Annotated in this window: 21 protein-coding genes; 11 read left to right on the forward strand and 10 right to left on the reverse strand. The window is 71.8% G+C overall.

Annotation, left to right across the window (positions count from 1 at the left end; all coding sequences use genetic code 11):
* Positions 1–130 precede the first annotated feature (130 nt).
* From AB0D49_RS16800 to AB0D49_RS16810, 3 genes are all read right to left on the reverse strand, one after another.
* Positions 131–1,621 carry a glutamate synthase subunit beta gene (locus tag AB0D49_RS16800; RefSeq protein ID WP_362757645.1) on the reverse strand — a complete coding sequence of 497 codons (1,491 nt, stop codon included), beginning with the start codon at positions 1,619–1,621 and terminating at the stop codon, positions 131–133.
* 386 nt (positions 1,622–2,007) lie between these two features.
* Positions 2,008–2,487, reverse strand: coding sequence for an anthrone oxygenase family protein (locus AB0D49_RS16805; protein WP_362757647.1), 480 nt, complete (start codon positions 2,485–2,487; stop codon positions 2,008–2,010).
* Between the two features lie 290 nt (positions 2,488–2,777).
* Positions 2,778–3,362 (reverse strand): DUF2293 domain-containing protein, encoded by a 585-nt coding sequence (locus AB0D49_RS16810; RefSeq protein ID WP_362757649.1) that lies wholly within the window; start codon positions 3,360–3,362, stop codon positions 2,778–2,780.
* A 358-nt stretch (positions 3,363–3,720) separates the two neighbouring features.
* On the opposite strand from AB0D49_RS16810, the gene AB0D49_RS16815 reads away from it, so the two are divergent.
* Both AB0D49_RS16815 and AB0D49_RS16820 read left to right on the forward strand, forming a co-directional pair.
* Entirely contained in the window at positions 3,721–4,362 is a 642-nt protein-coding gene (locus tag AB0D49_RS16815) for a uridine kinase (RefSeq protein ID WP_362757651.1), read from the forward strand.
* 165 nt (positions 4,363–4,527) lie between these two features.
* Complete coding sequence (locus AB0D49_RS16820) at positions 4,528–4,959, forward strand: CBS domain-containing protein (protein ID WP_362757653.1); 432 nt, start codon at positions 4,528–4,530, stop codon at positions 4,957–4,959.
* Between the two features lie 43 nt (positions 4,960–5,002).
* Here AB0D49_RS16820 and AB0D49_RS16825 read toward each other — a convergent pair whose 3' ends face one another.
* The gene (locus tag AB0D49_RS16825) at positions 5,003–6,133 is read right to left on the reverse strand and encodes a magnesium and cobalt transport protein CorA (protein ID WP_362757655.1); all 1,131 of its coding nucleotides are present in this window, start codon (positions 6,131–6,133) and stop codon (positions 5,003–5,005) included.
* Positions 6,134–6,454: 321 nt separating this feature from the next.
* On the opposite strand from AB0D49_RS16825, the gene AB0D49_RS16830 reads away from it, so the two are divergent.
* Entirely contained in the window at positions 6,455–7,261 is an 807-nt protein-coding gene (locus AB0D49_RS16830; protein ID WP_362757657.1) for a methyltransferase domain-containing protein, read from the forward strand.
* Positions 7,262–7,359: 98 nt separating this feature from the next.
* Here AB0D49_RS16830 and AB0D49_RS16835 read toward each other — a convergent pair whose 3' ends face one another.
* Both AB0D49_RS16835 and AB0D49_RS16840 read right to left on the reverse strand, forming a co-directional pair.
* Positions 7,360–8,286, reverse strand: a complete 927-nt coding sequence (locus AB0D49_RS16835) for a sugar kinase (RefSeq protein WP_362757659.1) — start codon at positions 8,284–8,286, stop codon at positions 7,360–7,362.
* Positions 8,283–9,194, reverse strand: a complete 912-nt coding sequence (locus AB0D49_RS16840; RefSeq protein ID WP_362757661.1) for a pseudouridine-5'-phosphate glycosidase — start codon at positions 9,192–9,194, stop codon at positions 8,283–8,285. Before AB0D49_RS16840 ends, AB0D49_RS16835 begins: the two co-directional genes overlap by 4 nt.
* Positions 9,195–9,290: 96 nt before the next feature.
* On the opposite strand from AB0D49_RS16840, the gene AB0D49_RS16845 reads away from it, so the two are divergent.
* Entirely contained in the window at positions 9,291–9,719 is a 429-nt protein-coding gene (locus tag AB0D49_RS16845) for a VOC family protein (RefSeq protein ID WP_362757663.1), read from the forward strand.
* 10 nt (positions 9,720–9,729) lie between these two features.
* On the opposite strand, the gene AB0D49_RS16850 is transcribed toward AB0D49_RS16845, so the two are convergent.
* Entirely contained in the window at positions 9,730–10,284 is a 555-nt protein-coding gene (locus AB0D49_RS16850; RefSeq protein WP_362757665.1) for a methylated-DNA--[protein]-cysteine S-methyltransferase, read from the reverse strand.
* A gap of 294 nt (positions 10,285–10,578) precedes the next feature.
* Here AB0D49_RS16850 and AB0D49_RS16855 point away from each other — a divergent pair, with 294 nt between their 5' ends.
* The 6 genes from AB0D49_RS16855 to AB0D49_RS16880 all read left to right on the forward strand — a co-directional run bounded on the left by AB0D49_RS16855 (position 10,579) and on the right by AB0D49_RS16880 (position 19,553).
* Positions 10,579–11,442, forward strand: a complete 864-nt coding sequence (locus AB0D49_RS16855; protein WP_362757667.1) for an MHYT domain-containing protein — start codon at positions 10,579–10,581, stop codon at positions 11,440–11,442.
* A gap of 97 nt (positions 11,443–11,539) precedes the next feature.
* On the forward strand, positions 11,540–13,696 hold the full coding sequence (gene uvrB, locus AB0D49_RS16860) for an excinuclease ABC subunit UvrB (protein ID WP_362757669.1): 2,157 nt from the start codon (positions 11,540–11,542) through the stop codon (positions 13,694–13,696).
* 197 nt (positions 13,697–13,893) lie between these two features.
* Entirely contained in the window at positions 13,894–14,472 is a 579-nt protein-coding gene (locus tag AB0D49_RS16865; protein WP_362757671.1) for a TerD family protein, read from the forward strand.
* Positions 14,473–14,543: 71 nt separating this feature from the next.
* Positions 14,544–16,523: a TerD family protein gene (locus AB0D49_RS16870; protein WP_362757673.1), complete on the forward strand. Its 1,980-nt coding sequence runs from the start codon at positions 14,544–14,546 to the stop codon at positions 16,521–16,523.
* Between the two features lie 329 nt (positions 16,524–16,852).
* Complete coding sequence (locus AB0D49_RS16875; RefSeq protein WP_362757675.1) at positions 16,853–17,860, forward strand: TerC family protein; 1,008 nt, start codon at positions 16,853–16,855, stop codon at positions 17,858–17,860.
* Positions 17,861–18,452: 592 nt separating this feature from the next.
* Positions 18,453–19,553, forward strand: a complete 1,101-nt coding sequence (locus tag AB0D49_RS16880; protein ID WP_362757677.1) for an ionic transporter y4hA — start codon at positions 18,453–18,455, stop codon at positions 19,551–19,553.
* 209 nt (positions 19,554–19,762) lie between these two features.
* Here the strand turns inward: AB0D49_RS16880 and AB0D49_RS16885 are convergent, their stop codons facing one another.
* The gene (locus AB0D49_RS16885) at positions 19,763–21,034 is read right to left on the reverse strand and encodes an MFS transporter (RefSeq protein ID WP_362757679.1); all 1,272 of its coding nucleotides are present in this window, start codon (positions 21,032–21,034) and stop codon (positions 19,763–19,765) included.
* A gap of 370 nt (positions 21,035–21,404) precedes the next feature.
* Between AB0D49_RS16885 and aroQ the strand changes: the two genes are divergently transcribed.
* Positions 21,405–21,872, forward strand: coding sequence for a type II 3-dehydroquinate dehydratase (gene aroQ / locus AB0D49_RS16890; protein ID WP_362757681.1), 468 nt, complete (start codon positions 21,405–21,407; stop codon positions 21,870–21,872).
* 335 nt (positions 21,873–22,207) lie between these two features.
* Here the strand turns inward: aroQ and AB0D49_RS16895 are convergent, their stop codons facing one another.
* Complete coding sequence (locus AB0D49_RS16895; RefSeq protein ID WP_362757683.1) at positions 22,208–22,864, reverse strand: MBL fold metallo-hydrolase; 657 nt, start codon at positions 22,862–22,864, stop codon at positions 22,208–22,210.
* 90 nt (positions 22,865–22,954) lie between these two features.
* On the reverse strand, positions 22,955–23,641 hold the full coding sequence (locus tag AB0D49_RS16900) for a maleylpyruvate isomerase family mycothiol-dependent enzyme (protein ID WP_362757685.1): 687 nt from the start codon (positions 23,639–23,641) through the stop codon (positions 22,955–22,957).
* Between the last annotated feature and the right edge of the window lie 128 nt (positions 23,642–23,769).

The raw sequence follows: 23,769 nt of genomic DNA on the forward strand, positions 1-23,769 counted from the left end.
ATCGGCGTCTGGTGCACGCCCTGCCGGCGACCGGAGTCTCCTCCACTGGCTGCCACCGCGTGGACGGCGTAGGGAGGCGTACGTAGCGGCGCGAGACGCACCTGTATGGCTCGTGGGGCGGCGTGCCCGCTCAGACGGTCATCGGCCGGTCGTACGGCGATATCGGCGCCGGCAGCGCCGAAGCACCGCCCGTCAGCGCCCGGTCGACGGCCGCCGCCACCGCACGGCCCTCCGCGATGGCCCACACGATCAGCGACTGCCCGCGCGCCGCGTCCCCGGCGGCATAGACCCCGGGGACGTTCGTCGAGAAGTCCCGGTGCCGGGCGATCGTGCCGCGCGGCTCCATCGCCAGGCCCAACTGCGCGACGATGCCGTCCGCCGGGTCCGGCCCCGAGAAACCGAGGGCGAGCAGCACCAGATCGGCGGGCAGGGAGCGCCCGGTGCCGGGGCGGGGCCGCCGCCCGGCGTCCACCTCGACCAGGTGCAGCCCCCGCACCCGGCCCTCCGCGTCCCCCGTGAACCGCAGCGTCGACGCCGCGAACAGCCGCGCGTCCGCGTCCGCCGCCGGAGCCGTACCCAGCGTCCCCGCCTCCTCGTGCGCCGCCGACAGCCGGTAGATCTTCGGATACGTCGGCCAGGGCTCGGCGTCCTCGTCGCGCGCCGCGCCCGGCTGGGCGTAGATGTCCAGCTGGGTCACCGACGCGGCGCCCTCCCGGACGGCCGTGCCGAGACAGTCCGCGCCGGTGTCGCCACCGCCGACGATCACGACATGCTTCCCGGCCGCCGACATCGGGTTGGTCCGCAGATCGCCCTCGCACACCCGGTTGGCCAGCGGCAGATACTCCATCGCCTGATGGATGCCGGTCAGTGCCCGCCCCGGGACGTCCAGTTCACGCCAGGCCGTGGCGCCGGTCGCGAGGACGACGGCGTCGTAGCGGGCGCGCAACTCGTCCGCGCCGACATCCCGGCCGACCGCCGTCGACGTACGGAACTTCGTCCCCTCGGCCCGCATCTGGGCCAGCCGTCGTTCCAGATGGTGCTTCTCCATCTTGAACTCGGGTATCCCGTAACGCATCAGCCCGCCCGCGCGGTCGTCCTTCTCGAACACCGCCACCGTGTGCCCCGCCCGGGTGAGCTGCTGTGCGGCGGCCAGTCCGGTCGGGCCCGAGCCGATGACCGCGATCGTCCGGCCCGACAACCGCTCCGGTGGGCGAGGTGGCGTGAAACCGTCCGCCCACGCCCGGTCGGCGATCGCGCACTCGACGTTCTTGATGGTGACCGCGGGCTGGTTGATGGCCAGCACACACCCCGCCTCGCAGGGCGCCGGGCACAGACGGCCGGTGAACTCCGGGAAGTTGTTCGTCGCGTGCAGCCGGTCCGCCGCCGCGCGCCAGTCCTCCCGGGAGACCAGGTCGTTCCACTCCGGGATGAGGTTCCCCAGCGGACACGCCTCATGGCAGAACGGCACCCCGCAGTCCATGCACCGGTCCGCCTGCTCGCTGACGATCGGCAGCAGCGCGCCCGGGACGTACACCTCGTCCCAGTCACGCACCCGCTCCCCGATGGGGCGGCGCGGCCACTCCTGCCGGGGGGTGTTCATGAATCCCTTGGGGTCTGCCATGGGCGTCTTCCTTGGGGTGTTGCGGTGATCGGCCATCCTCGATCGGGGATCGGCCGTCCGTGATCCATGGGCGGTCACCCGTGGTCCGTGGGCGGTCACCCGTGATCCGTGGTCCGTGATTGGCGATCCGTGATCCGTGGTCCGTGATTGGCGATCCGTGGTCCGTGGTCCGTGATCCGCGTGGCGGGTCGGACGGCCCGGATCGCGACCCGGGCTCCACCGGACCCTTTCGGCCACCATACGACCAACGGTCAGCGCCGACGACTCGTCGGTGACCGGCGGTTTCCTGGGCGTGGGGTGTGGGCGGGGCGCCGGGCGCGAGATATCGGTGCGGGGCCGGTCAGGGGGCGGGGGAGCGGGCGGCGACCGGTGACGATCCGGCCGCGTCAGGCGATGGCCAGCAGGTACGACACCGCCGCGGCGGCCGAGGCGACCGTCCGTACATGGTTCCAGACCGTCCACTCCCGCAGATATCTCGACCAGTAGGCGGATGCTTCCGCCGTACCGGCGTCCAACCGCGCCAGAGCCTCGTTGCGCGGCACATTCGTCGCGATCGTCGCCCCGAACGTGCCGAACAGATACAGCGCGCTGCCCAGCAGCAGTTCCACCCTGCCCTCACCCGGCCACAGCACGAACGTCACCACCGCGATCACCGCGCTCAGCACCGCCGTACCGGCGAACAGACCCATGAACGCCGGTCGCAGCGCCGTCACATTGATCGACTGCATCGCCGCGACCCCCTGCGCCGGTGGCAGCGCTCCCAGACCCCGCATCACAAAGGTCGAGAAGCCGTAGAAGACCCCGGCGACCAGCCCCGTGCCCAGCACACCCAGCACGGCCAGTACGAAGTACGGTCCCTCGATCATGTCGACTCCCACATCCGCTCCTGTGCGGTACCGGACCGATCCCCGACCACTGCCGGGCACCCACACCCCGGCGCCTCATCCATCACCCTCAGCCAACGCCGTTCAGGTCCCCGGAACCATGGCCGAGCGGCGCGTGTCCATACGGGGACGTCCAGGGGCGGGCGTGAACTCACCCTTTGCGCCTCTGCCCCCGCCCCCGCTCCGGGGCCCTCCCCCTCCCCCCCCTCCCCCCCTCCCACCCCTCCCCCCCTCCCACCCCTCCCGCCCTCCTCCCCTCCCCCTCCTCCGGCTCAACCTCCCCCCGCCCACCCGTCGAGCACCGCCTCCACCAGCGGCGCGATCCGCCGCCGTGCCTCGGGCCGCCCCACCCCGCTCATCAGCAGCCGGTCGTACGGGGTGTCCATATGCCGTACCGAGGCCACGACCGCCGAGATCACCGCCCCCTCGGACAGCGCCCGCCCGGCCGCGCTACGCCCCACCCGCCCACTGCCACGTACCGACGCGTGCCCGGCGACCTCCCGGGCCCGCTCCCGCGGACAGCCCGGGAACAACCGGAGGATCTCCCGCGCGAAGGCGTCCGCGAACCGCACGTCCTGCGCCGCCCGCCGCGCCGCGTCCCGCACCCGACGCCGTCTGCGCGCCTCCGCGTCCACCAGACACCGCGCCTCCGCACGGGCCAGCGCCGCCTCCTCGACCAGGACGCCCTGCCGTTCATAGCGCCCCTTGCGCCGGTTGAAGCGGACCACGACCACCGACAGCCCGCTCTCCTCACGGGACCTCCGGGTCAACGCCGTGTCGCCGCGTGGCAGGAACACCAGATGACCGAGATCGGCACAGCGCAGACAACGGGGCGCGCCCTCCTCCAGCACCAGCATCGACAGGGGCCCGCGAGCACACCCCGCACACCGCTTCCGCTTGAGGGGCTGCACGACGAGAAGTCCGGGCGAACGCGCCGAGGCGGTCAGGGAAGCCGGTGCGGGAGGCGAGGGCGCATCCGGGACCGTCACAGCTCCGGGATCCGGCGAAGTCGCAACCATGACCGTGTCCTTCCCGCCCCGCCCCCGCCCACCACACGCAGGGCCCCGTGACACGTCCCCTCCCTGCCGTTCCCGTGCATACCGCCCCCTTCCGACCCACCGGCGCCTGGCGCCCCTTGCCGCCCGTGCCGCCGCACTTCCCGCTGTCCCGCTGTCCCGCTCGCCCCCCTTTACCGATCTGACCGATCATGGCCGTGTGCGACTCGAAGCGATCACCTGGGACCTGCTCGGCGACCTGCTCGCCGACCGACTGCTCGACCTGGCACCGGCCGACGGCAGCCCCTGGCCCCGTGTCGCGTTCGACGGCGCCCCGGCCGCCCGCCCCGGGGACCTCGCGGAACGGGTCCGGGAGGCCCTGCGGGTCCGCGGCAGACCCGCGCTCACCGTCGGCACCGAGGGCTTTCTGCGCCCCGCCTCCCTGCGCCTGGAGCACGGCCGCGAGGACGTCGACGCCTACTACGACGGCTGGTTCGACACCGGTGCCCTGTGGCGTGAGGTGTTCGGCCCGCTCGAACCCGACGGCGACGGCCGTGTCCTGCCCGATCTGCGCGACCCGCTCACCGACCGTGCCACCCGCAGCGACTACGTCGGACTCCCGCCCGGCGGAGTGCTGTTGTTGCACGGCCCCCTTCTCCTGCGGCACTGGTTCCCCTTCGATCTCACCGTCCACGTCCTGCTCTCCCCGGCCGCCCTGCGCCGCCGCACACCCGAGGCCGACCACTGGACCCTCCCCGCCTTCGAGCGCTACACCGTCGAGACCGATCCGGTGAGCACCGCCGACGTCCTGGTCCGCGCCGACGACCCCCGCCACCCGGCGTGGAACGGCCGGACCCCCTGACGCGGCTCAGAGCCCACCGTCCCCGCGGCCCTCGCCGCCCTCCACGGCTCCAGGTGCGTGCCTCCCGCCCCGCGGCGAGAATGGAGGCGCCGGGGCGAGCCGTACGACAGCTCCTGGCGGTGCGTCTCCGCCCGGCGTCGGCCGTCCGGCACCGGGAGGTACACCATGACCACCGCCGCGGACATCATGCACAGGGGTGCCCAGTGGATACCCGTCCACGAGACCCTCGACCGCGCCGCCCAACTGATGCGTGAGCTGAACGTCGGGGCGCTGCCCATCGGCGACCCGGACGACCGGCTCTGCGGCATCCTCACCGACCGGGACATCGTGGTCGGCTGCGTGGCCCTGGGCCACGACCCCGCCAAGGTCACCGCGGGAGAGATGGCGCGGGGAACGCCCCGCTGGATCGACGCCGACGCGGATGTCGGCGAGGTGCTCCACGAGATGCAGGAGCACCAGATCCGCCGGCTCCCTGTCATCGAGGGCAAACGGCTCGTCGGCATGATCAGCGAAGCCGACCTGGCCCAGCACCTGACGGAGGACCAGATCGCGGGCTGGGCCGAACGCGTCTACGCCCGGAGCGGCACGTCACGCTGACCGACCTTGTCCTCTCAGCCGCGTCAGCCCGGACAAGCCCCCGTCAGAGCCAGCCGATCCGCCGGAACCGCCGGTACAGCGTCACGCATATGACGGATATGACGCCGATGACCATGCCGTATCCATAGCGCCAGTGCAGCTCCGGCATATGGTCGAAGTTCATTCCGTACATTCCGCAGACCATCGTCGGCACGGCGATGATCGCCGCCCATGCCGTGATCTTCCGCATGTCCTCGTTCTGTGCCACCGTCACCTGCGCGAGATGGGCCTGGAGTATCGAGTTGAGCAGTTCGTCGAACGCGGCGATCTGCTCCGTCGCCCGCTGCTGGTGGTCGGAGACGTCCCGGAAGTACGCCTGGATCTCCTGGTCGACGATCCTCAGGGTGGGGTCGGCCAGCTCCAGCAGCGGTCGGCCCAGCGGCACCACGGCCCGCTTCAGCTCCAGCAGCTCCCGCTTGAGCTGGTAGATGCGGCCCGGGTCGGCCCGCGCCCCGTTCTCCGCGAAGACCTCCGTCTCGACCTCGTCGATGTCCTCCTGCACGGACTCCACGACATTCAGATACTCGTCGACCACATGGTCCGCCACCGCGTGCAGCACCGCCGACGGGCCCTTGGCGAGATGCTCGGGCGCCGCCTCCAACTCCTCCCGCAGCGGCCCCAGCGAGCCATGCATACCGTGCCGGACGGTGATCACGAAGTACTGGCCGACGAACACCATGATCTCTCCGGTGTCCACCACCTCGCTGGTCGCCGTGAGTTCGTCGTGCTCCACGTAGCAGACCGTCTTGAACACGGCGAACAGCGAATCCCCGTACCGCTCCACCTTCGGCCGCTGATGTGCCTCGATCGCGTCTTCCACCGCCAGCGGATGCAGATCGAACAGCTCGGCCACCCCGGCGAACTCCCGGGCCGTCGGTTCGTGCAGCCCGAGCCACACGAACCCGTCGCCGGTCTTGCGCACCCGCTCCACCGCGTCCACCAGATCCGGGCACGCGGGCACCCGGCGTCCGTACTCGTAGGCGACGCAGTTGACCACCGACGAACCCAGCGGGGAGCGGGCGGGGTGGCTCAGATCGACCCGCCGACGGCGCCGCCGCGCCATCCGCGCCACCCTGCGAAGGCCCCCGACCGTGCCGAGGCTGGTGACCTTCCGCAGATTGCCTGCCATGGACATTCTGATCTCCTCGCGTGGATTCCCCCGTGCCGCGTCTCCGCCGCCCTTCGCGTCAGTTTGCCAGGGCTGAGCCGACCGCGTGCAAGCCTGTGGAAAGGGCACATTCCGCTTTGTTCCCGCCTGTGGACAAAGGGAGTTCACCGCTCTCGCGCCAGGGATTTTCCCGCCCCGCCACCCGCCCGTCGCCCCGGTCACGGCCATCTCGTCGCCCACCGTTCCGCGCCCAGCCATCCCCACACCCCCACACGCTCACGCCCCGACCTCTCGCCCTGCCCCGCCCGCCTCAGCATCGCCCCCCTCGACGAGGAGGATGATCGATGCATGACGAGCGCCTCGGAACCCGACGACGGCTATCTCCTCGACAACCGCCAGGCCGAGGCCGGCGAACGCTTCGCCGCCCTCGCCGCCCTCTTCGACCCCGCGACCTTCCGGCACCTCGAAGCCCTCGGCGTCGGACCCGGCTGGCGCTGCTGGGAGGTCGGCGCGGGCGGCACCTCCGTGGTCTCCTGGCTGGCGCGGAAGGTCGGCCCGACCGGCAGGGTCCTCGCCACCGACATCGACACCTCGTGGACCGCCTCGGCCGCCCGTCCACCGGTCGAGGTCCGCCGCCACGACGTGGTCCGGGAGGAGCCCCCGGCGGGCGGCTTCGACCTGGTGCACGCCCGGCTCGTACTCGTCCACCTCCCGGACCGCGCACGCGCCCTGCACTCCATGGTCCGCGCCCTGCGCCCCGGCGGGCGGCTCCTGGTCGAGGACGCCGACCCCACGCTCCAGCCCTTCGCGTGCCCCGACGAGTACGGCCCGGAACAGCGGTTGGCCAACCGGCTGCTCAAGGCCGTACGACAGTTGCTCGCCGACCGGGGGGCCGATCTCGCCTACGGCCGCACCCTGCCCCGGCTCCTGCGGGACGTCGGACTCCACGATGTGGAGGCCGACGGCTCCTTCCCGCTCGCCTCACCCGCCTCCTCCGCGTTGGAGTCCGCCACCGTCCGCCAGGTGCGCGCCCGCCTCGTCGCCGCCGGTCTCGCCACCGACGAGGAGATCGACCGCCACGTCGCCCATCTCGCCACCGGCACCCTCGACATCGCCACGGCCCCGATGATCTCGGCGTGGGGCCGAAAACCGTGACCCGCCACCCGCCCTCTTCACCGGCCTCCTTTTGAGGCACCCGCCCCCTTCACCCGCCCCTTACGGGCGGCCCCCACCCCCGGCACCGCCCCCTACCCCTACCGAGAGGGCCGTGCCCCCACCCCCTCCACCGCCGTCGCCCCCGCCCGGCATCCCTGCGCCGCCGCCTCCTCCGCCCGCGCCCCGGTGATCAGCGTCGCCAGGAACGCGCCGGTGAAGGCGTCCCCGGCGCCGGTCGTGTCCCGGGGTGTCGCCGCCCACGCCGGTACACGCGCGTGCACGGCCCCGTCCCGCGCCACCAACGCGCCCCGCGCCCCGTGCTTGACGACCACCAGCGGCACCCGGCGGCTCAGCTCGGCCGCCGCGTCCACCACGTCCGGCAGCCCCGTCAGCAGGGACGCCTCCGCGCTGCTCGGCAGCAGGACGTCGAGCCCCTCGGCCAGCGACAGGAACCGGTCCACGCCCAGCTCCCGCAGGAAACCCGTGGACGCCGGATCGAGACTCACCGGGACGCCCCGCTCGCGCGCCGCGGCCAGCGCCACGCCGACCAGTGCCCGGCCCGACTCCGAGAACAGTAGATAGCCGGACATGTGCAGCCGTCCCACACCGTCCAGCAGCGTGTCCGACCAGTCACCGGGGCCGATCCGCAAGGACGCCCCACTGTCGGTGAGGAACGTCCGCTCCGCCGCGGCGGCGGTGTCGACCAGGCAGATCACCGTTCCGGTCGGCGCCGACGGGTCGACGACCAGCAGGGGCCGTACGCCGCTCGCCGTGAGTTCCCGTGCGTGCCATCCGGCCGCGTCCGCGCCGACCCGCCCGAGCAGCCGTACATCGGTACAGCCCCAACGCGCCGCCCAGCACGCCACATTGGCGCCCGCTCCGCCCGGCACGGTCCGGATCGCCGCCCCTGTGTCGGTACCGGACGCGAGTGCCCCGCGATGCCGTGCCACCACGTCGGTGATGACGTCCCCGACCACGAGCAGCGCCCCGCGCGGTGCCGTGGCGCCCGGCCCGGTCCCGCTCACGCCACCCGGGCCCAGGCCCCGGCGATCTCCGCCGCCAGCCGTACGTTCCCCCGTACGGCCGCCAGATTGGCCTCCAGGGAGGCGCCTTCGGTGTGCCGCACCAGGTAGTCCAGCAGGAACGGTGTGACGCCCTGTCCGCTGACGCCCTCCGCCTCGCAGGCGTGCAGCGCGTCGGCCAGCACCCGTGCGTGCAGCGCCGGGTCCAGTTGTGCGCCCTCCGGCACCGGATGGGCGACGACCAGCGCGGACGCGGGGCCGTCCAGCATGTCCTGCGCCCTCATGACGTCCGCGACCTGTCCGGGCGTGTCGAGCCGCCAGTCCACGGGGTGCCCGGAGTCCGAGAGGTAGAAGCCGGGGAACCGGTCCGTGCCGTACCCGGCGACCGCCACGCCGAGCGTCTCCAGCCGCTGGAGGGTCGCCGGGACGTCCAGGATCGACTTGACGCCCGCGCAGACGACCGTGATCCGGGTCCGCGCCAGCAGCCCCAGATCCGCCGACTCGTCCTGGGTCACCGTCCACTCCCGGTGCACCCCGCCGAGCCCGCCCGTCGCGAACACCCGGACCCCCGCCCGCGCGGCCAGCAGCGCCGTCGCCGACACCGTGGTGGCGCCGCTGGCCCCGGCCGCCGCCGCGAGCGGCAGATCCCGGTGGCCCAGCTTGCGGATGCCGTCCTCGGTGGCGATCCGCTCCAGCTGCCCCTTGTCGAGGCCGACATACGGCCGCCCGTCCAGGACGGCGATCGTCGCGGGCACACCGCCCTCCCGCCGTACGACGGCCTCCAACTCCTTCGCCACCTCCCGGTTGCGGGGACGCGGCAGACCGTGGGCGATGATCGTCGACTCCAGCGCCACCACCGGACGCCGCTCCGCGAGCGCCTCCTGTACCTCCTCGGACACCACCAGCGTCACTTCTGCCTCCTGTCGGTCGTCCTGCCTCATTCCTGGCGGGCGGCACCCGCCGTCAAACCCTTTGCGAGCGACCCCGCCGCACAGCAGGCTGGGGGCATGACGGACAACCTGACACGACTCGACCATGTGGTCCTCTGGGTCCGCGACCCGATCGCGGCGGCCGGTTTCTACCAGCGGACGGTGGGCCTGGAGCCGGTGCGGCTCGCGGAGTTCGCCGCGGGCGACGTCCCGTTCCCCTCCGTACGGCTCAACGAGGAGTCCATCGTCGACCTCATGCCGCTCTCCATGGCCGGGCGTATGACGATGCTGCCCGGGGCCGCGGAGAGCGCGGGACACCCCGTCAACCACGTATGTGTCGCCCTGCCCGGCGCCGCCTTCGACGCCCTCCGCACCCGGCTGGGCGAAGCCTCCGTCCCGGTCTCGGAGATCTCCCACGGCTCCTACGGCGCCCGCGGCCCGGCCCGCCGCAGCTTCTACTTCCGCGACCCGGACGGCAATGTCTTCGAGGCCCGGCACTACGACTGAGCCGCCGGACTCAGAACAGCGGCTCGGGCAGCACACCCTCCAGCGCGAGCAGCCGGCGCTTGGTCTCCAGACCGCCCCCGAACCCGCCGATCCCGCCGTCCCTCTCCACCACCCGGTGGCAGGGCACCACCACGGGCAGCGGATTGGAGCCCATCGCCACACCGACCGCCTGGGCCGCCCCCGGCTGCCCCACCCGGTCGGCCAGCTCGCCATAGCCGACCACCGCCCCGAACGGCACCCCGGCGGCCAGTTCGCGCAGCACCTGCCGGTTGAAGCCGGAGATCAGGGACCAGTCCAGGGGAAGGTCGAAGTCCTTGCGTCCCCCCGCGAAGTACGCCGTGAGCTGGCGCACGGGCTCCGCCAGCAGCGGCGAGGCGGGATCCTCCACCGGCTCCGCGCCGAGCCGGGACGCGAGCCGCTCCAGCGCGCGGTCCCGCACCGGGGCGGTGGCGTGGAAGACGACATTGACCAGGCCCTCGGGGGTGGCGGCCAGCAGCAGCGGACCGATGTCGCTGCCGACCACCGCCCACACGACCCGCTGCCCGGAACGCCCATCACTGTTCATTCGCCCACGGTACGACCCGCCACTGACAACGGGTGACGGCACCGGGCGGGCGCCTGGAGCGGCCCTGGTGACCGGCGGGCGAGGCGCAGGGTGTCAGGTATGAACGCAACCGTGCGGAGTTCTCACACGCGGTGCGCACAAGTGGGGCAAGGACGTGTCTCTTTGTAGGAAAGTCGTTCGACCGTTCCGGGGCGAGTCATACTCTCAGCGTCAACCCGGACCGATGGGGGCGGTCGTGGGAGGGGGCACACAGCACCCCCTCGCGGGACGTACAGGGCGGAAGGGCAGCCGCGCATGCACGGCACGGTCGACGGATTCGGCTACGGCCTGGTCACACCGCTGGTGGCCTACCTCATGGCATGTCTGGGCGGGGCCCTGGGACTGCGTTGCACCTCCAGATCGCTGCTCGTCACCCGCTCCTGGCGCCCCGGCTGGCTCGCCCTGGGCTCGGCCGCCATCGGCTCCGGCATCTGGACCATGCACTTCATCGCGATGATGGGCTTCACGGTGAGGGAGGCGCCGATCCACTACGACAAACCCATGACCTACGCGAGCCTCGCGGTCGCCGTCGTCATGGTCGGCGTCGGGATCTTCATCGTCGGCTACCGGGGCGCCAAGGGGGCCGCCCTGTTCACCGGCGGCACCATCACCGGCCTCGGTATCGCCTCCATGCACTACCTCGGCATGGCGGGCATGCACCTGGACGGCGCGTTCCAGTACGACACGCTCCTGGTCGCCGTGTCGGTCCTCATAGCGACCGCCGCCGCGACGGCCGCCCTGTGGGCCGCCGGACAGGTCCGGGGCTTCCTGTGGAGCGTGGGCGCCGGACTGGTCATGGGCCTCGCCGTGACCGGTATGCACTACATGGGTATGGCGGCCCTCAGCGTCCAGCTCCACGGCACCGGGACTCCCGCGGAGGGCGAGTCGCCCGCCGCGCTGCTGGCGCCCCTGCTGATCGGCCCGCTGGCCTTCCTCTGCCTGGCCGCCGCCGTCGTGGTCTTCGACCCGCTGCTGGCGCTCGGCAGGCCCGCCCCGCCCCGCGACGAGCCCCGCCCCGGCGTCCCCGCCCACCGCCCGCCGTCGCCCCGCCCGTCGCGCCGCCCCCGCCGCGCCCGGCGGCCGGAACCCGACCGCGCCCGCCTGGCCCAGCGCCGTTGACCGCCCCCGCCCCACCGACCCGACAGAATCCCAGGTCAGACCGGTGCATCGGGGCGAAGCCGGACGGTTGTCAGTGGGGGGTCGTACGGTGGAACCCATGCGGCCCGTTTCCCAGATCGAACGCTCGGTGGCGCCCTTCGAGGTCGTCAGTCCCTACCAGCCCAACGGCGACCAGCCGGCGGCCATCGCCGACCTGACCCGGCGCATCCAGGCAGGCGAGAAGGACGTGGTCCTGCTCGGCGCCACCGGCACCGGCAAGTCCGCCACCACGGCGTGGATGATCGAGCAGCTCCAGCGCCCCACGCTGGTCATGGCACCGAACAAGACCCTGGCCGCCCAGCTGGCCAACGAGTTCCGCGAGCTGCTGCCGAACAACGCGGTCGAATACTTCGTCTCGTACTACGACTACTACCAGCCCGAGGCGTACGTCCCGCAGTCGGACACCTACATCGAGAAGGACTCCTCGATCAACGAGGAGGTCGAGCGGCTGCGCCACTCCGCGACCAACTCGCTGCTCACCCGCCGCGATGTCGTGGTGGTGGCCTCCGTCTCCTGCATCTACGGCCTGGGCACCCCGCAGGAGTACGTGGACCGCATGGTCCCGCTGAAGGTCGGCGAGGAGATCGACCGCGACCAGTTGCTGCGCCGCTTCGTGGACATCCAGTACGCCCGCAACGACACGGCCTTCAGCCGCGGCACCTTCCGCGTCCGCGGCGACACCATCGAGATCTTCCCGGTCTACGAGGAGCTGGCCGTCCGCATCGAGATGTTCGGCGACGAGATCGAGGCCCTCTCCACCCTGCACCCCCTCACCGGCGAGATCATCAGCGACGACGAGACGCTGTACGTCTTCCCGGCCTCCCACTACGTCGCCGGTCCCGAGCGCATGGAGCGGGCCGTCAACGACATCGAGAAGGAGCTGGGGGGACGCCTCGCCGAGCTGGAGAAGCAGGGCAAGCTCCTGGAGGCCCAGCGGCTGCGGATGCGCACCACGTACGACATCGAGATGCTCCGCCAGATCGGCACCTGCTCCGGTGTGGAGAACTACTCGATGCACTTCGACGGCCGTGAGCCCGGCTCCCCGCCGAACACCCTGCTGGACTACTTCCCGGACGACTTCCTCCTGGTCATCGACGAGTCGCATGTCACGGTCCCGCAGATCGGCGCCATGTACGAGGGCGACGCCTCCCGCAAGCGCACCCTGGTCGACCACGGCTTCCGGCTGCCGTCCGCGCTGGACAACCGTCCGCTGAAGTGGGAGGAGTTCCAGAAGCGCATCGGCCAGACCGTGTACCTGTCGGCGACACCGGGCCAGTACGAGCTGTCCCGGGGCGACGGCGTGGTGGAGCAGATCATCCGCCCCACCGGCCTGATCGACCCCGAGGTCGTCGTCAAGCCCACCGAGGGCCAGATCGACGACCTGGTGCACGAGATCCGCACCCGGGTCGAGAAGGACGAGCGGGTCCTCGTCACCACACTCACCAAGAAGATGGCCGAGGACCTCACCGACTACTTCCTGGAGCTGGGCATCCACGTCCGCTATTTGCACAGCGACGTCGACACCCTGCGCCGCGTCGAGCTGCTGCGCGAACTGCGGGCCGGCGAGTTCGACGTCCTGGTCGGCATCAACCTGCTCCGTGAGGGACTCGACCTGCCCGAGGTGTCCCTGGTGGCCATCCTCGACGCCGACAAGGAGGGCTTCCTGCGCTCCGGCACCTCCCTGATCCAGACCATCGGCCGCGCGGCACGCAATGTCTCCGGGCAGGTCCACATGTACGCCGACAAGATCACCCCGGCGATGGAGAAGGCGATCGACGAGACCAACCGCCGCCGGGAGAAGCAGGTCGCGTTCAACCAGGCCAACGGCATCGACCCACAGCCGCTGCGCAAGAAGATCAACGACATCGTGGCGCAGATCGCCCGCGAGGACGTCGACACCGAACAGCTCCTCGGCTCGGGCTACCGCAGAGCGGCCAAGGACGGCCGGGGCACCAAGGCCCCCGTCCCGTCCCTGGGCCGCGACGGGACGGGCGCCAAGGCCGCCGGACGGGGCGGGGCGGCGAAGGGCCGGGCCAAGGAGCCGGTGCCGACCGACCGGCCCGCCGCCGACCTCGCCGAGCAGATCGAGGAGCTGACCGCCCGCATGCGCGCCGCCGCCGCCGACCTCCAGTTCGAGATCGCCGCCAGGTTGCGCGACGAAGTGTCCGAGATGAAGAAGGAGTTGCGCCAGATGAAAGAGGCGGGCCTGCGCTGAGGCGCGCCTCGGGTGCCGGTCCACACCCCGGGACCGGTACCCGCGCGGACACCCTCATCGGGCGTCCGACCCGCTGTGTTGCAAACCCGACACAAAGTCCGGACCGGGGTACGTCACTGTCAGTGCCCCTGCGTAGGGTTCGTGCAACCGCGGCTTCGCGGGAACAGGGGACAGCTCAACAAGAGGGGAATCAGCGCGTGACCGTCAACATGACCAAGGGTCAGGCCATCAGCCTTCAGAAGCAGGACGGCGCCAGCCTGACCGCGGTGCGGATGGGTCTCGGCTGGCAGGCGGCCCCCCGGCGCGGCCTGTTCGGCTCGCGCACCCGGGAGATCGACCTGGACGCCTCGGCCGTGCTGTTCGCGGACAAGCAGCCGGTCGACGTCGTCTTCTTCCGCCACCTGGTGAGCGACGACGGCTCGGTGCGCCACACCGGCGACAACCTCGTCGGCGGTGTCGGCCAGGGCGGCGACGACGAGGCGATCCTCGTCGACCTGTCCCGTGTGCCGGTCCACATCGACCAGATCGTCTTCACCGTGAACTCGTTCACCGGTCAGACGTTCCAGGAGGTGCAGAACGCGTTCTGCCGCCTGGTCGACGAGACCAACGGCCAGGAACTGGCCCGCTACACCCTGGCCGGCGGTGGCGCCTACACCGCCCAGATCATGGCCAAGGTGCACCGCACGGGCAGCAGCTGGACGATGACGGCCCTCGGCACACCCGCCAACGGCCGTACCTTCCAGGACCTGATGCCGTCGATCCTGCCGCACCTGTAAGGCCACCGGGCACCTCCGCCGCCGGGCGAGCGGCACACCACACCGAACAGTGACACAGGGGGACTGACGCGATGACGGCCGAGCTGGTGCGGGGGCAGAACCACCCGCTCTCCCAGGCGCGTCTGGAGATCCGGGTCTCGGCGGGCAAACCGATCGTCGCCGGGATCACGATCGGCGACGCCGACGGCGCCGTGCGCGGCGTCGAATGGGTGGCCCACCCGGGCGCGCCCACGCTGCCCGGCCTGGAGGTCTCCCGGCAGGCGGCGGCGGACCACCGCCTCGCGGTGGACCTGGACGCCCTCCCCGAGGCCGTGCATCGGCTCAGTGTGCTGCTCGCCCTGCCGGTCGGGGTCGGCGGACCGCTCTCGTTCGGGGCGGTCGCCGCCCCGTTCGTCGCGGTCACCGGCCTCGACGGCACAGAGGTCGCCAGCTACACCATCACCGGCCTGGACGCCGAGTCCGCCGTCGTCGCGCTGGAGCTGTACCGGCGCCAGGGCGCCTGGAAGGTACGCGCGGTCGGCCAGGGCTACGCGGGCGGACTGGCCGAGCTGCTCACCGACCAGGGCCTGCCGCAGGCCCGCCAGCTCGCCGCCACCATCAACGACGCGGTGGCGTCGGGCGTGGCCCGCTCGGTCGCCGCCCCACCGCCCCGCACCCAGGACGGCGACCGCACCCGGCAGACGGCGGCCCCCGCGCCCCGCCCCGACCCGTCCGGCTCGCCCTACGGCACCTTCCCGGGCCCGGCGCCCACCCGGCCCGGCGGCTACGGCGGGCCGACGCCCCCCGCCGACCCCTCGGCCGTCACCCAGCCGTCGGCGCCCACCGGCGGCCCCGTCGACTACAGCCACCCGCGCAGGGCGAACGCGGCCCCGCCGCCGCCCCCGCCCACCGCGCCCCCGTCCGCGCCAGGCCACCCCGCCCGGCCCGTCGCGGGGGACGCCACCGGCTGGTCCATGGAGGAGCGGCTCTACAACCAGGTGTGGGGCATGTTCGAGGATCTCGCCCGCGCCGTGGCCTCGTACCGCAGCGCCGTCGACTTCGCCGAGTCCCGGATGGACAAGGAGCTGGACCAGGCCCTGTCCGACCCGCGCAGCCGCATAGGGCGCCAGGGCGACGCCGCGCGGGAGGCCGCCCGCGCCAAGCACGACCAGCTCGTCGACCAGGCCCGCCAGTCCCTCGACCGGGACGTGGCCCAGCTCGTCTCCGAGGCCGAGGTCGTCGAACCCGCCCTGCCCGCCGCCTACGCCCGCTGGGACAACCCCGTCTGGCACGCCTACCGCGTCCCGATGGAGATGCCCATGGCGATGCGGCTCGGGGACCTCCATGTGCCCGAGAGCGAGCAGCTGCGCATCCCGCTGCTGGCCCGGCTGCCCCTGGAGCGGGGCATCTGGGTGGACGCGGGCCGGGCCGGAGCGCTCGACGGCGCGTTCAACGACGCCTACGACCTGCGCCGACTGGCGATGGAGGCAGCCGTCTCGCACACGGCCCGGCTGCTGGCGGTGCATCCGCCCGGCGAGTTCACCGTGCATGTCATCGACGCGGCGGGCTCCGGCGCCCAGGCCCTCGCCCCGCTGGTGCAGACCGGCGTGCTGGCCGCCCCGCCGGCCCAGGGCGCCGCCGGGGTCATGGACACCCTGGGGCGGCTCACCCAGCGGGTGGACCTGGTGCAGATGGCGGTCCGCGGCGGCGCGTCCGACGCCCTCCCGCCCGGCTTCGACACCGCCCAGCAGCTCCTGGTGGTCAACGACTTCCCGCACGGCTTCGACGACCGCGCCGTGACCCAGCTGCGCTACCTCGCCGACGAGGGCCCCGCCGTGGGCGTCCATCTGATGATGGTCGCCGACCGTGAGGACGCCTCGGCCTACGGACCGTTGCTCGACCCGCTGTGGCGTTCGCTCCTGCGACTGACGCCGGTGCCCGACGACCATCTGGCCGACCCCTGGGTGGGTCATGCGTGGACCTACGAGCCGCCGCTCGCGCCCCCCGGCAGCCAGGTGATCACCCAGGCGCTCCATCAGGTCGCCGACGCCCGACGCGCCTGGGACCGGTGAGCCCCGGCACCTCCGTGGCGTGCCCTCACCCCTGCGAGGCGGCGCCCACCCCTTTGCTCAAGCCGTGGTAAAAGCCCCCTGAACAGCTCACTTTATACTTACTTTACCTAAGGCTTTACCTTTCCTTGGGTATGAGGGTATGGTTGTATCCACGGAGGGGAGTACTCCCTGCCTACTGCGGCGTACCCGTCAATACGGATCAGGCCAGATCCCGGGGCGTCGGCCCGCGGCTTCCCGCGCACCATGCGCGCGGAGGGACCGGGTGGAAGAGACCTCCGGCAGCGACGACGCTGACTGACTGTTTGCCGTTACGTACTGCCGGAGGCGCAGTGGAAGTTTCAGTGACCCTGTGGGTCGTGACCATCGTGGGTCTGGCGGCCCTTATCGCCGTCGACTTCTTCATCGGTCGCAAACCACACGACGTGTCCATCAAGGAAGCCGGGATCTGGACGATCGTCTGGATCGTGCTGGCCGCCCTGTTCGGTGTCGGCCTGATCCTCTTCGGAGGCGGCCAGGCCGGTGGAGAGTTCTTCGCCGGATACATCACCGAGAAATCGCTGAGTGTCGACAACCTGTTCGTGTTCGTACTGATCATGGCGAAATTCGCCGTGCCCTCCCAGTACCAGCAGCGGGTTCTGCTCATCGGTGTGCTCATCGCCCTGGTGCTGCGCGCGATCTTCATCGCCGCCGGTGCCGCGATCCTCGCCAGCTTCTCCTGGGTGTTCTACCTGTTCGGCGCCTTCCTCATCTGGACCGCCTGGAAGCTCATCCAGGAGGCCCGCGCCGACGAGGACGACGAGAACTTCGAGGAGAACAAGCTCCTCAAGGCCGCCGAGCGCCGCTTCGGTGTCGCCGACCGGTACCACGGCACCAAGCTGTGGATCGAGGAGAACGGCAAGCGGGTGATGACCCCGATGCTGGTCGTCATGCTCGCGATCGGCACCACCGATGTGCTCTTCGCCCTCGACTCCATCCCGGCGATCTTCGGCCTGACCCAGGACCCGTACATCGTCTTCACCGCCAACGCCTTCGCCCTCATGGGTCTGCGGCAGCTGTACTTCCTCATCGGCGGACTGCTCAAGAAGCTGGTCCACCTGAGCTACGGCCTGTCGATCATCCTGGGCTTCATCGGCGTCAAACTGGTCCTGCACGCCTTGCACGAGTCCGGGGTCCATGTCCCCGAGATCAGCATCCCGGTCTCCCTGGGCGTCATCTGCTCCGTGCTGATCGTCACCACGATCACCAGCCTCTACGCCTCGAAGAAGAAGGCGGCGGCCGAGGCGGAGCAGGGCGGCAGCGGCGGCGACGGCACCACGAAGAACAGCATCGACGCCTGACGAAGGCGCCGCCCGACAACGCCCCGGGCGCCCGTCCCACACGGACGCCCGGGGCCGTCGTCGTACAGGACCGCCCGCCGTACGGCACGGGGACGGACCGCCGCGCGGCACGAAAGCAGTTCGATGCGCGGCACGGAGACCGACTGTCCCGCCGTACGAGGACCGGCGGTCTCGCAGCATGGAGACCGGCCGTCTCGCACTCCGCGGACGGGGCTGTCTCGCAGAAACGAACAAGCACCACCACACCGGGACGGCGATCGGCGACCAGCCGACCGCCGCCCCGGCGCGTGAACCGCTACATCCACATCAGTTCGAGCGCAGGAGGAGATGAGGGACCGGCCCCGCAAGGCCGGTTGGGGTCCCGGTCGGCAGCCGTCCGCCGGACCCGGTGACGGCCGAGCCCACGCGCGACCGCCCGATCGCTTCCTCTCGCCGTTCGAGACGCAGGGGAGGCTATGTGCAGCAGCGACCGCAGGACAGACCCGACACCCGACCGGGCGGCCGGAAAACCCCCCGGACCACCGAGAAGGCACCGCCCGAGGGCCAGCCGCACCAGAGTGCGAAGCCGGAGGCCCTCTGGGACGATCGCAGCATGATCGCTCGGCTCAGGAGGCTCTCGACGCGGTGGACGTTCGTGGTGCCGGTGCTCGCGGTCGTCCTGCTGATCCTCACCTGGGGACGCGATCTCCCCGGCGCGGTCGTCGCCGTCGTCACCCTCGTCCTCGCCGGGGCCGTGCTGGCCGCCGTGCACCACGCCGAGGTCGTCGCCCACCGGGTCGGCGAACCCTTCGGCTCCCTCGTCCTGGCCGTCGCCGTCACGATCATCGAGGTCGCCCTGATCGTCACACTGATGATCGACGGCGGCGACAAGAGCGCCACCCTCGCCCGCGACACCGTCTTCGCCGCCGTGATGATCACCTGCAACGGCATCGTCGGCATCTGTCTGCTCGTGGGCTCCCTGCGGCACGGTACCGCCGTCTTCAACCCCGAAGGCACCGGCGCCGCCCTCGCGACCGTCGCCACCCTGGCCACCCTCAGCCTGGTGCTGCCCACCTTCACCACCAGCAAGCCCGGCCCCGAGTTCTCCGGCGTCCAACTCGCCTTCGCGGCGGTCTCGTCCCTCGTCCTGTACGGCCTCTTCGTGGCGACCCAGACCGTACGACATCGTGACTACTTCCTGCCCATCACCCGCGACGGCGAGGTGATCACCGCCGACGACCACGCCGACGCGCCCTCCTCCCGCACCGCCTACATCAGCCTCGGTCTGCTGGGTCTGGCCCTGATCGGTGTCGTCGGACTCGCCAAGGGCGTCTCACCGACCATCGAATCCGGCGTCCAGAGCGCGGGGATGCCGGCGGCCGTCGTCGGTGTGGTCATCGCCCTGCTGGTGCTGCTGCCCGAGACCATCGCCGCGCTGCGCTCCGCCCGCCGCGACCGGGTGCAGACCAGCATGAACCTCGCCCTGGGCTCCGCCATGGCCAGCATCGGCCTCACCATCCCGGCCGTCGCCCTCGCCTCGATCTGGCTCTCCGGTCCGCTCGTCCTCGGCCTCAGCTCGACCCATATGGTGCTGCTCGCCCTGACCATCGTGGTCAGCTCCCTGACCGTGGTGCCCGGCCGAGCCACCCCCTTGCAGGGCGGGGTCCATCTGGTGATCTTCGCGGCGTATCTGGAACTGGCGATGAATCCTTAGCGGCGGCCACGCGATACGACATACGCGATACGACGTCGCGAGAGGACGTTCCCGAGAGGACGCTCCCGAGAGGACTGACGGGATACGACAAAGGGGGTACCGCCCACCGCGCGGTACCCCCTTCCGTACGCCCGCCCTATGTGCCCCGTACGCGCCCAGCCCTTGGCCTTGGGCCCCTCTCGGCCTGCGGCCCTTCCGTCACCCGGCCCTCAGCCCGACACCGGTTGGGCCGCCGGGACCGTCACCGGGCGGGTCTCCGGGAGCAGGGCGAAGCAGGCGAGGCTCAAGAGGGCGATCCCGGTCAGATACACGCCCACCCCCCAGGGCACCCGGCCGCCCTGCTCCGCGAGCGCCGTCGCCGCGATCGGGGTGAGCGCACCGCCGAGCACCCCGCCGAGGTTGTAGCCCACGGCGGCGCCCGTGCAGCGCACCCGTGGCTCGTACAGCTCCGGCAGATACGCGGCGATCACCGCGAACATCGTGACGAACGCGAGCATCGCGCCCAGGAACCCCAGGAACATCAACAGTGGGGCGGCCGTCGCCAGCAGCGCGACCATGGGGCACATCCACACCGCCGCCGCCGCACACCCGATGAGACACAGGGGCCGACGCCCATAGCGGTCGCCGAGCACGGCCACCACCGGCGTCAGGGCGCCCTTGATCACGACGGCGGCCATGATGCAGGCCAGCATGACGGTACGGCTCACCTCCAGCCGTTCCGTGGCGTACGCGAGCGACCAGGTGGTGACCGCGTAGAAGATCGCGTACCCGGAGGCGAGCGCTCCGGCGGTGAGCAGGACGAGCCGCCAGTGGTCGCGCGTCACCTCGGCCAGCGGCACACGCGCGGGTTCCTCCAGGGCGAGGAACTGCGGACTCTCGGTGAGCGACGAGCGCAGCCACAGCCCGGCGAGCGCCAGTACCCCGGCTCCCCAGAACGGAATCCGCCAGCCCCAGGACGCGAACTGCGCGTCCGTCAGCGCCGCCGACAGTGCCAGCATCACCCCGTTGGCCAGCAGAAACCCGACCGGTGGACCGACCTGGGGAAAGCTCGACCACAGTCCGCGCCGGTCGGGCGGAGCGTGCTCGGCGGTCAGCAGTACGGCACCGCCCCACTCGCCGCCCAGCCCCAGCCCCTGCACGAACCGCAGCACCAGCAGCAGTACGGGCGCCGCCACCCCGATCGAGCCGTACGTCGGGAGACAGCCGACGGCGACGGTCGAGGCGCCGGTCACCAGCAGCGAGATCACCAGGACCGGCCGCCGTCCGTGCCGGTCCCCGATGTGCCCGAACAGCACCGACCCCAGTGGCCGGGCGACAAAGCCCACGGCGAACGTCCCGAACGCGGCCAGGGTCCCCGCGAGCGGCGAGAACGTGGGGAAGAAGAGCGGCCCGAGGACCAGCGCCGCCGCCGTCCCGTAGACGAAGAAGTCGTAGAACTCGATGGCCGTCCCCGCGAGCGAGGCCATCGCGAGCCTCAGCATGCCGGGACTTTTTACGGTGCGTACATCGTGCATGCCGCGTCAACTACCCACGGTGATCATGGGTTACGGGGGCGCGCGGAGGTGCCCGCGGCGCGTGTCCCGGGGGTGTGGTGCGCGGTGCGGTCGCGAGGAGAAGGGCGCGCGCTCGGTAGGTGACGGGGACGCGGCCCGCGCGGGGCGCTCCGCCGGGCCGCGGTGCGGTGCGCGGCCTTCTCCAGGGCTTCCGGGGCGTCCGCAGCTCTTTGGGCTGACGCCGTTCCCTGGGACCTCAGGGGGTCGTGCGGCAGGGGTCGTGCGGCCGGTACGGCGTGATAGACCGGTCCGAGCAGCGGTCCCGGCGGACCGCACCCCTCGACGGACCGGAGGACCCGTGCCCCGCAGCCTGGCCAACGCCCCGATCATGATTCTCAACGGCCCCAACCTGAATCTGCTCGGGCAGCGGCAGCCGGAGATCTACGGCTCCGACACCCTGGCCGATGTGGAGGCCCTGTGCGCCAAGGCGGCCGAGGCGCACGGCGGGACCGTCGACCTCCGGCAGTCCAACCACGAGGGCCAGCTCGTCGACTGGATCCAGGAGGCCCGGCTCCACCACTGCGGGATCGTGATCAATCCGGCTGCCTACTCGCACACCTCCGTGGCGATCCTGGACGCCCTCAACGCCTGCGACGGGCTCCCCGTGGTGGAGGTGCACATCTCCAACATCCACCAGCGGGAGGCGTTCCGGCACCATTCGTATGTCTCGCAGCGGGCGGACGGGGTCATCGCCGGGTGCGGGGTGCAGGGGTACGTGTTCGGGGTGGAGCGGGTGGCGGCGCTGGTGGGGGCCGCCGCGCGGTGACGCCCCATGGGGGCATGGCCGTGGGGCGTGGGGGAGCGGGTCGGCGTGTCGGGGAGCCTCAAGGGGCCTCGTGGTGCCGTCCGGTGTGTCGCCGCTGCACCGGTTTCCGCCTCCGCGCGTGTCGTCGCCGGGCGGGGCGGGCCGGGGTCGCCGGTCGAGGGCGGGGTTGTCGGTGGACCGGCGGCCCGTACCGCGCCGGAGGCGTCATCCCGCGCGGGGCTGCCTCCAGTTGACCGTGCGCGGACGGGTACCGGGAGGGGACGTACGTGTGCGGTGTGGGCGCGGACGTCACACGGGGCGCGTGGCAGTGCCGTTCCCGGGGGGCCTGACGGGGGTCACCACCCGCGCGCGTGCCACTCCGGCAGGTGGGGGCGCTCGGCGCCCAGGGTGGTGTCGTCGCCGTGGCCCGGATAGACCCAGGTCTCGTCCGGGAGGGCGCCGAAGATCTTCGTCTCCACGTCATGGATGAGGCTGGCGAACGCCGCCGGATCCTTGCGGGTGTTGCCGACGCCGCCGGGGAAGAGGCAGTCGCCGGTGAACACATGCGGATGGCCGTGCGGGTCGTCGTAGACCAGGGCGATCGAGCCGGGCGTGTGACCGACCAGGTGACGGGCGGTGAGGGTCACCCGGCCCACGGTGAGCGTGTCGCCGTCGTCCACCGGGACGTCGGTCGGGACGGGGATGCCCTCGATGTCGTCGCGGCCCGCATATGTGCGGGCTCCGGTGGCGGACACGACCTGCGCGAGCGCCTGCCAGTGGTCGCCGTGCCGGTGGGTGGTGACGACGGAGGCGATGCCATCGGCGCCGATCGTGCCGAGCAGGGTGTCGGCGTCGTTCGCCGCGTCGATCAGCAACTGCTCGTCGGTGGCCCGGCAGCGCAGCAGATAGGCGTTGTTGTCCATCGGGCCGACCGCGATCTTGGTGATCATCAGGTCCTTCAGCTCGTGCACATCCGCCGGGCCGCCGACCGTCACCTGTCCGCTGTACGTCATGGCGGCCAGTCTAGGGCGGAAGGTTCGGGGCGGCGGGGCGGATTCCGGACCGATGACGGCCGCCGGTCCGCGGGGCGAGCCGTCGGCCCGCTAGAGCGGCGGAAGCGCGGGCAGCGGGCCGCCCATGACCGTGAGCGCGGTACCCGCGCGGCGCCCGGCGAGCCAGCCGACGAGATCGGCCGGGGTGCCGGTGACGGTTACCTCGGGCGCGTCGGCCCGACGCCCGGTGTGCCACTCGCGCGTGCCGTCGGTCAGCCGGGTCGCCGCCACCGCGGGATTGTCCGCGAAACGGTCGGCGAGGAAGCCGATCTCGCGCCCCGTGAACTCCTCCGGCATGTCCTCCAGCTCGTAGCCGATACCCAGGTCCACATGGTGCAGCTCCACCTCGGCCCAGCGCCGGAACGGCACCCGGGACGCCGAGTCGGTGACGCCGTTGCGCAGCTCCACCGTGCGGGACCAGTCGGCGGGGGCCGCGCCGGTGTCCTGGAAGCGGGCGGCGCTGTCGCGCACATCGGCGAGCTGGACGTCCAGCGGGCGCGGGGCGTCCCGCTCGATGTCGGATTCCCGGGCGTCGCCGGAGACGTACATGGGCCGTGACTCCCACACATTCACCAGGGCGTCGGCGTTGCGGGCGAGGTGGGCGAGGAGATGGCCGCGGGTCCAGCCGGGCAGCCGTGACGGTTCGGCGACCGAGGCGTTGTCCAGCTTGGCGACCGCGCTGAGCAGCCGTTCCGTCGCGTCCTGTACAGACGCCAGGTCACGCGTGTGATCAATCATGGGGCCGACCCTAGCCCCGCCACTCCTTCGGGTGAAGGCGGTCGCCCGAGACCATAAATCGAATGCACGTGCTATATGGTCGTCACTGGCGTCGGGCATGCTGGATGGCCGGGGATTGTTATGCGATC

The sequence above is a fragment of the Streptomyces sp. NPDC048290 genome (genome assembly GCF_040652095.1).
Lineage (GTDB): Bacteria > Actinomycetota > Actinomycetes > Streptomycetales > Streptomycetaceae > Streptomyces.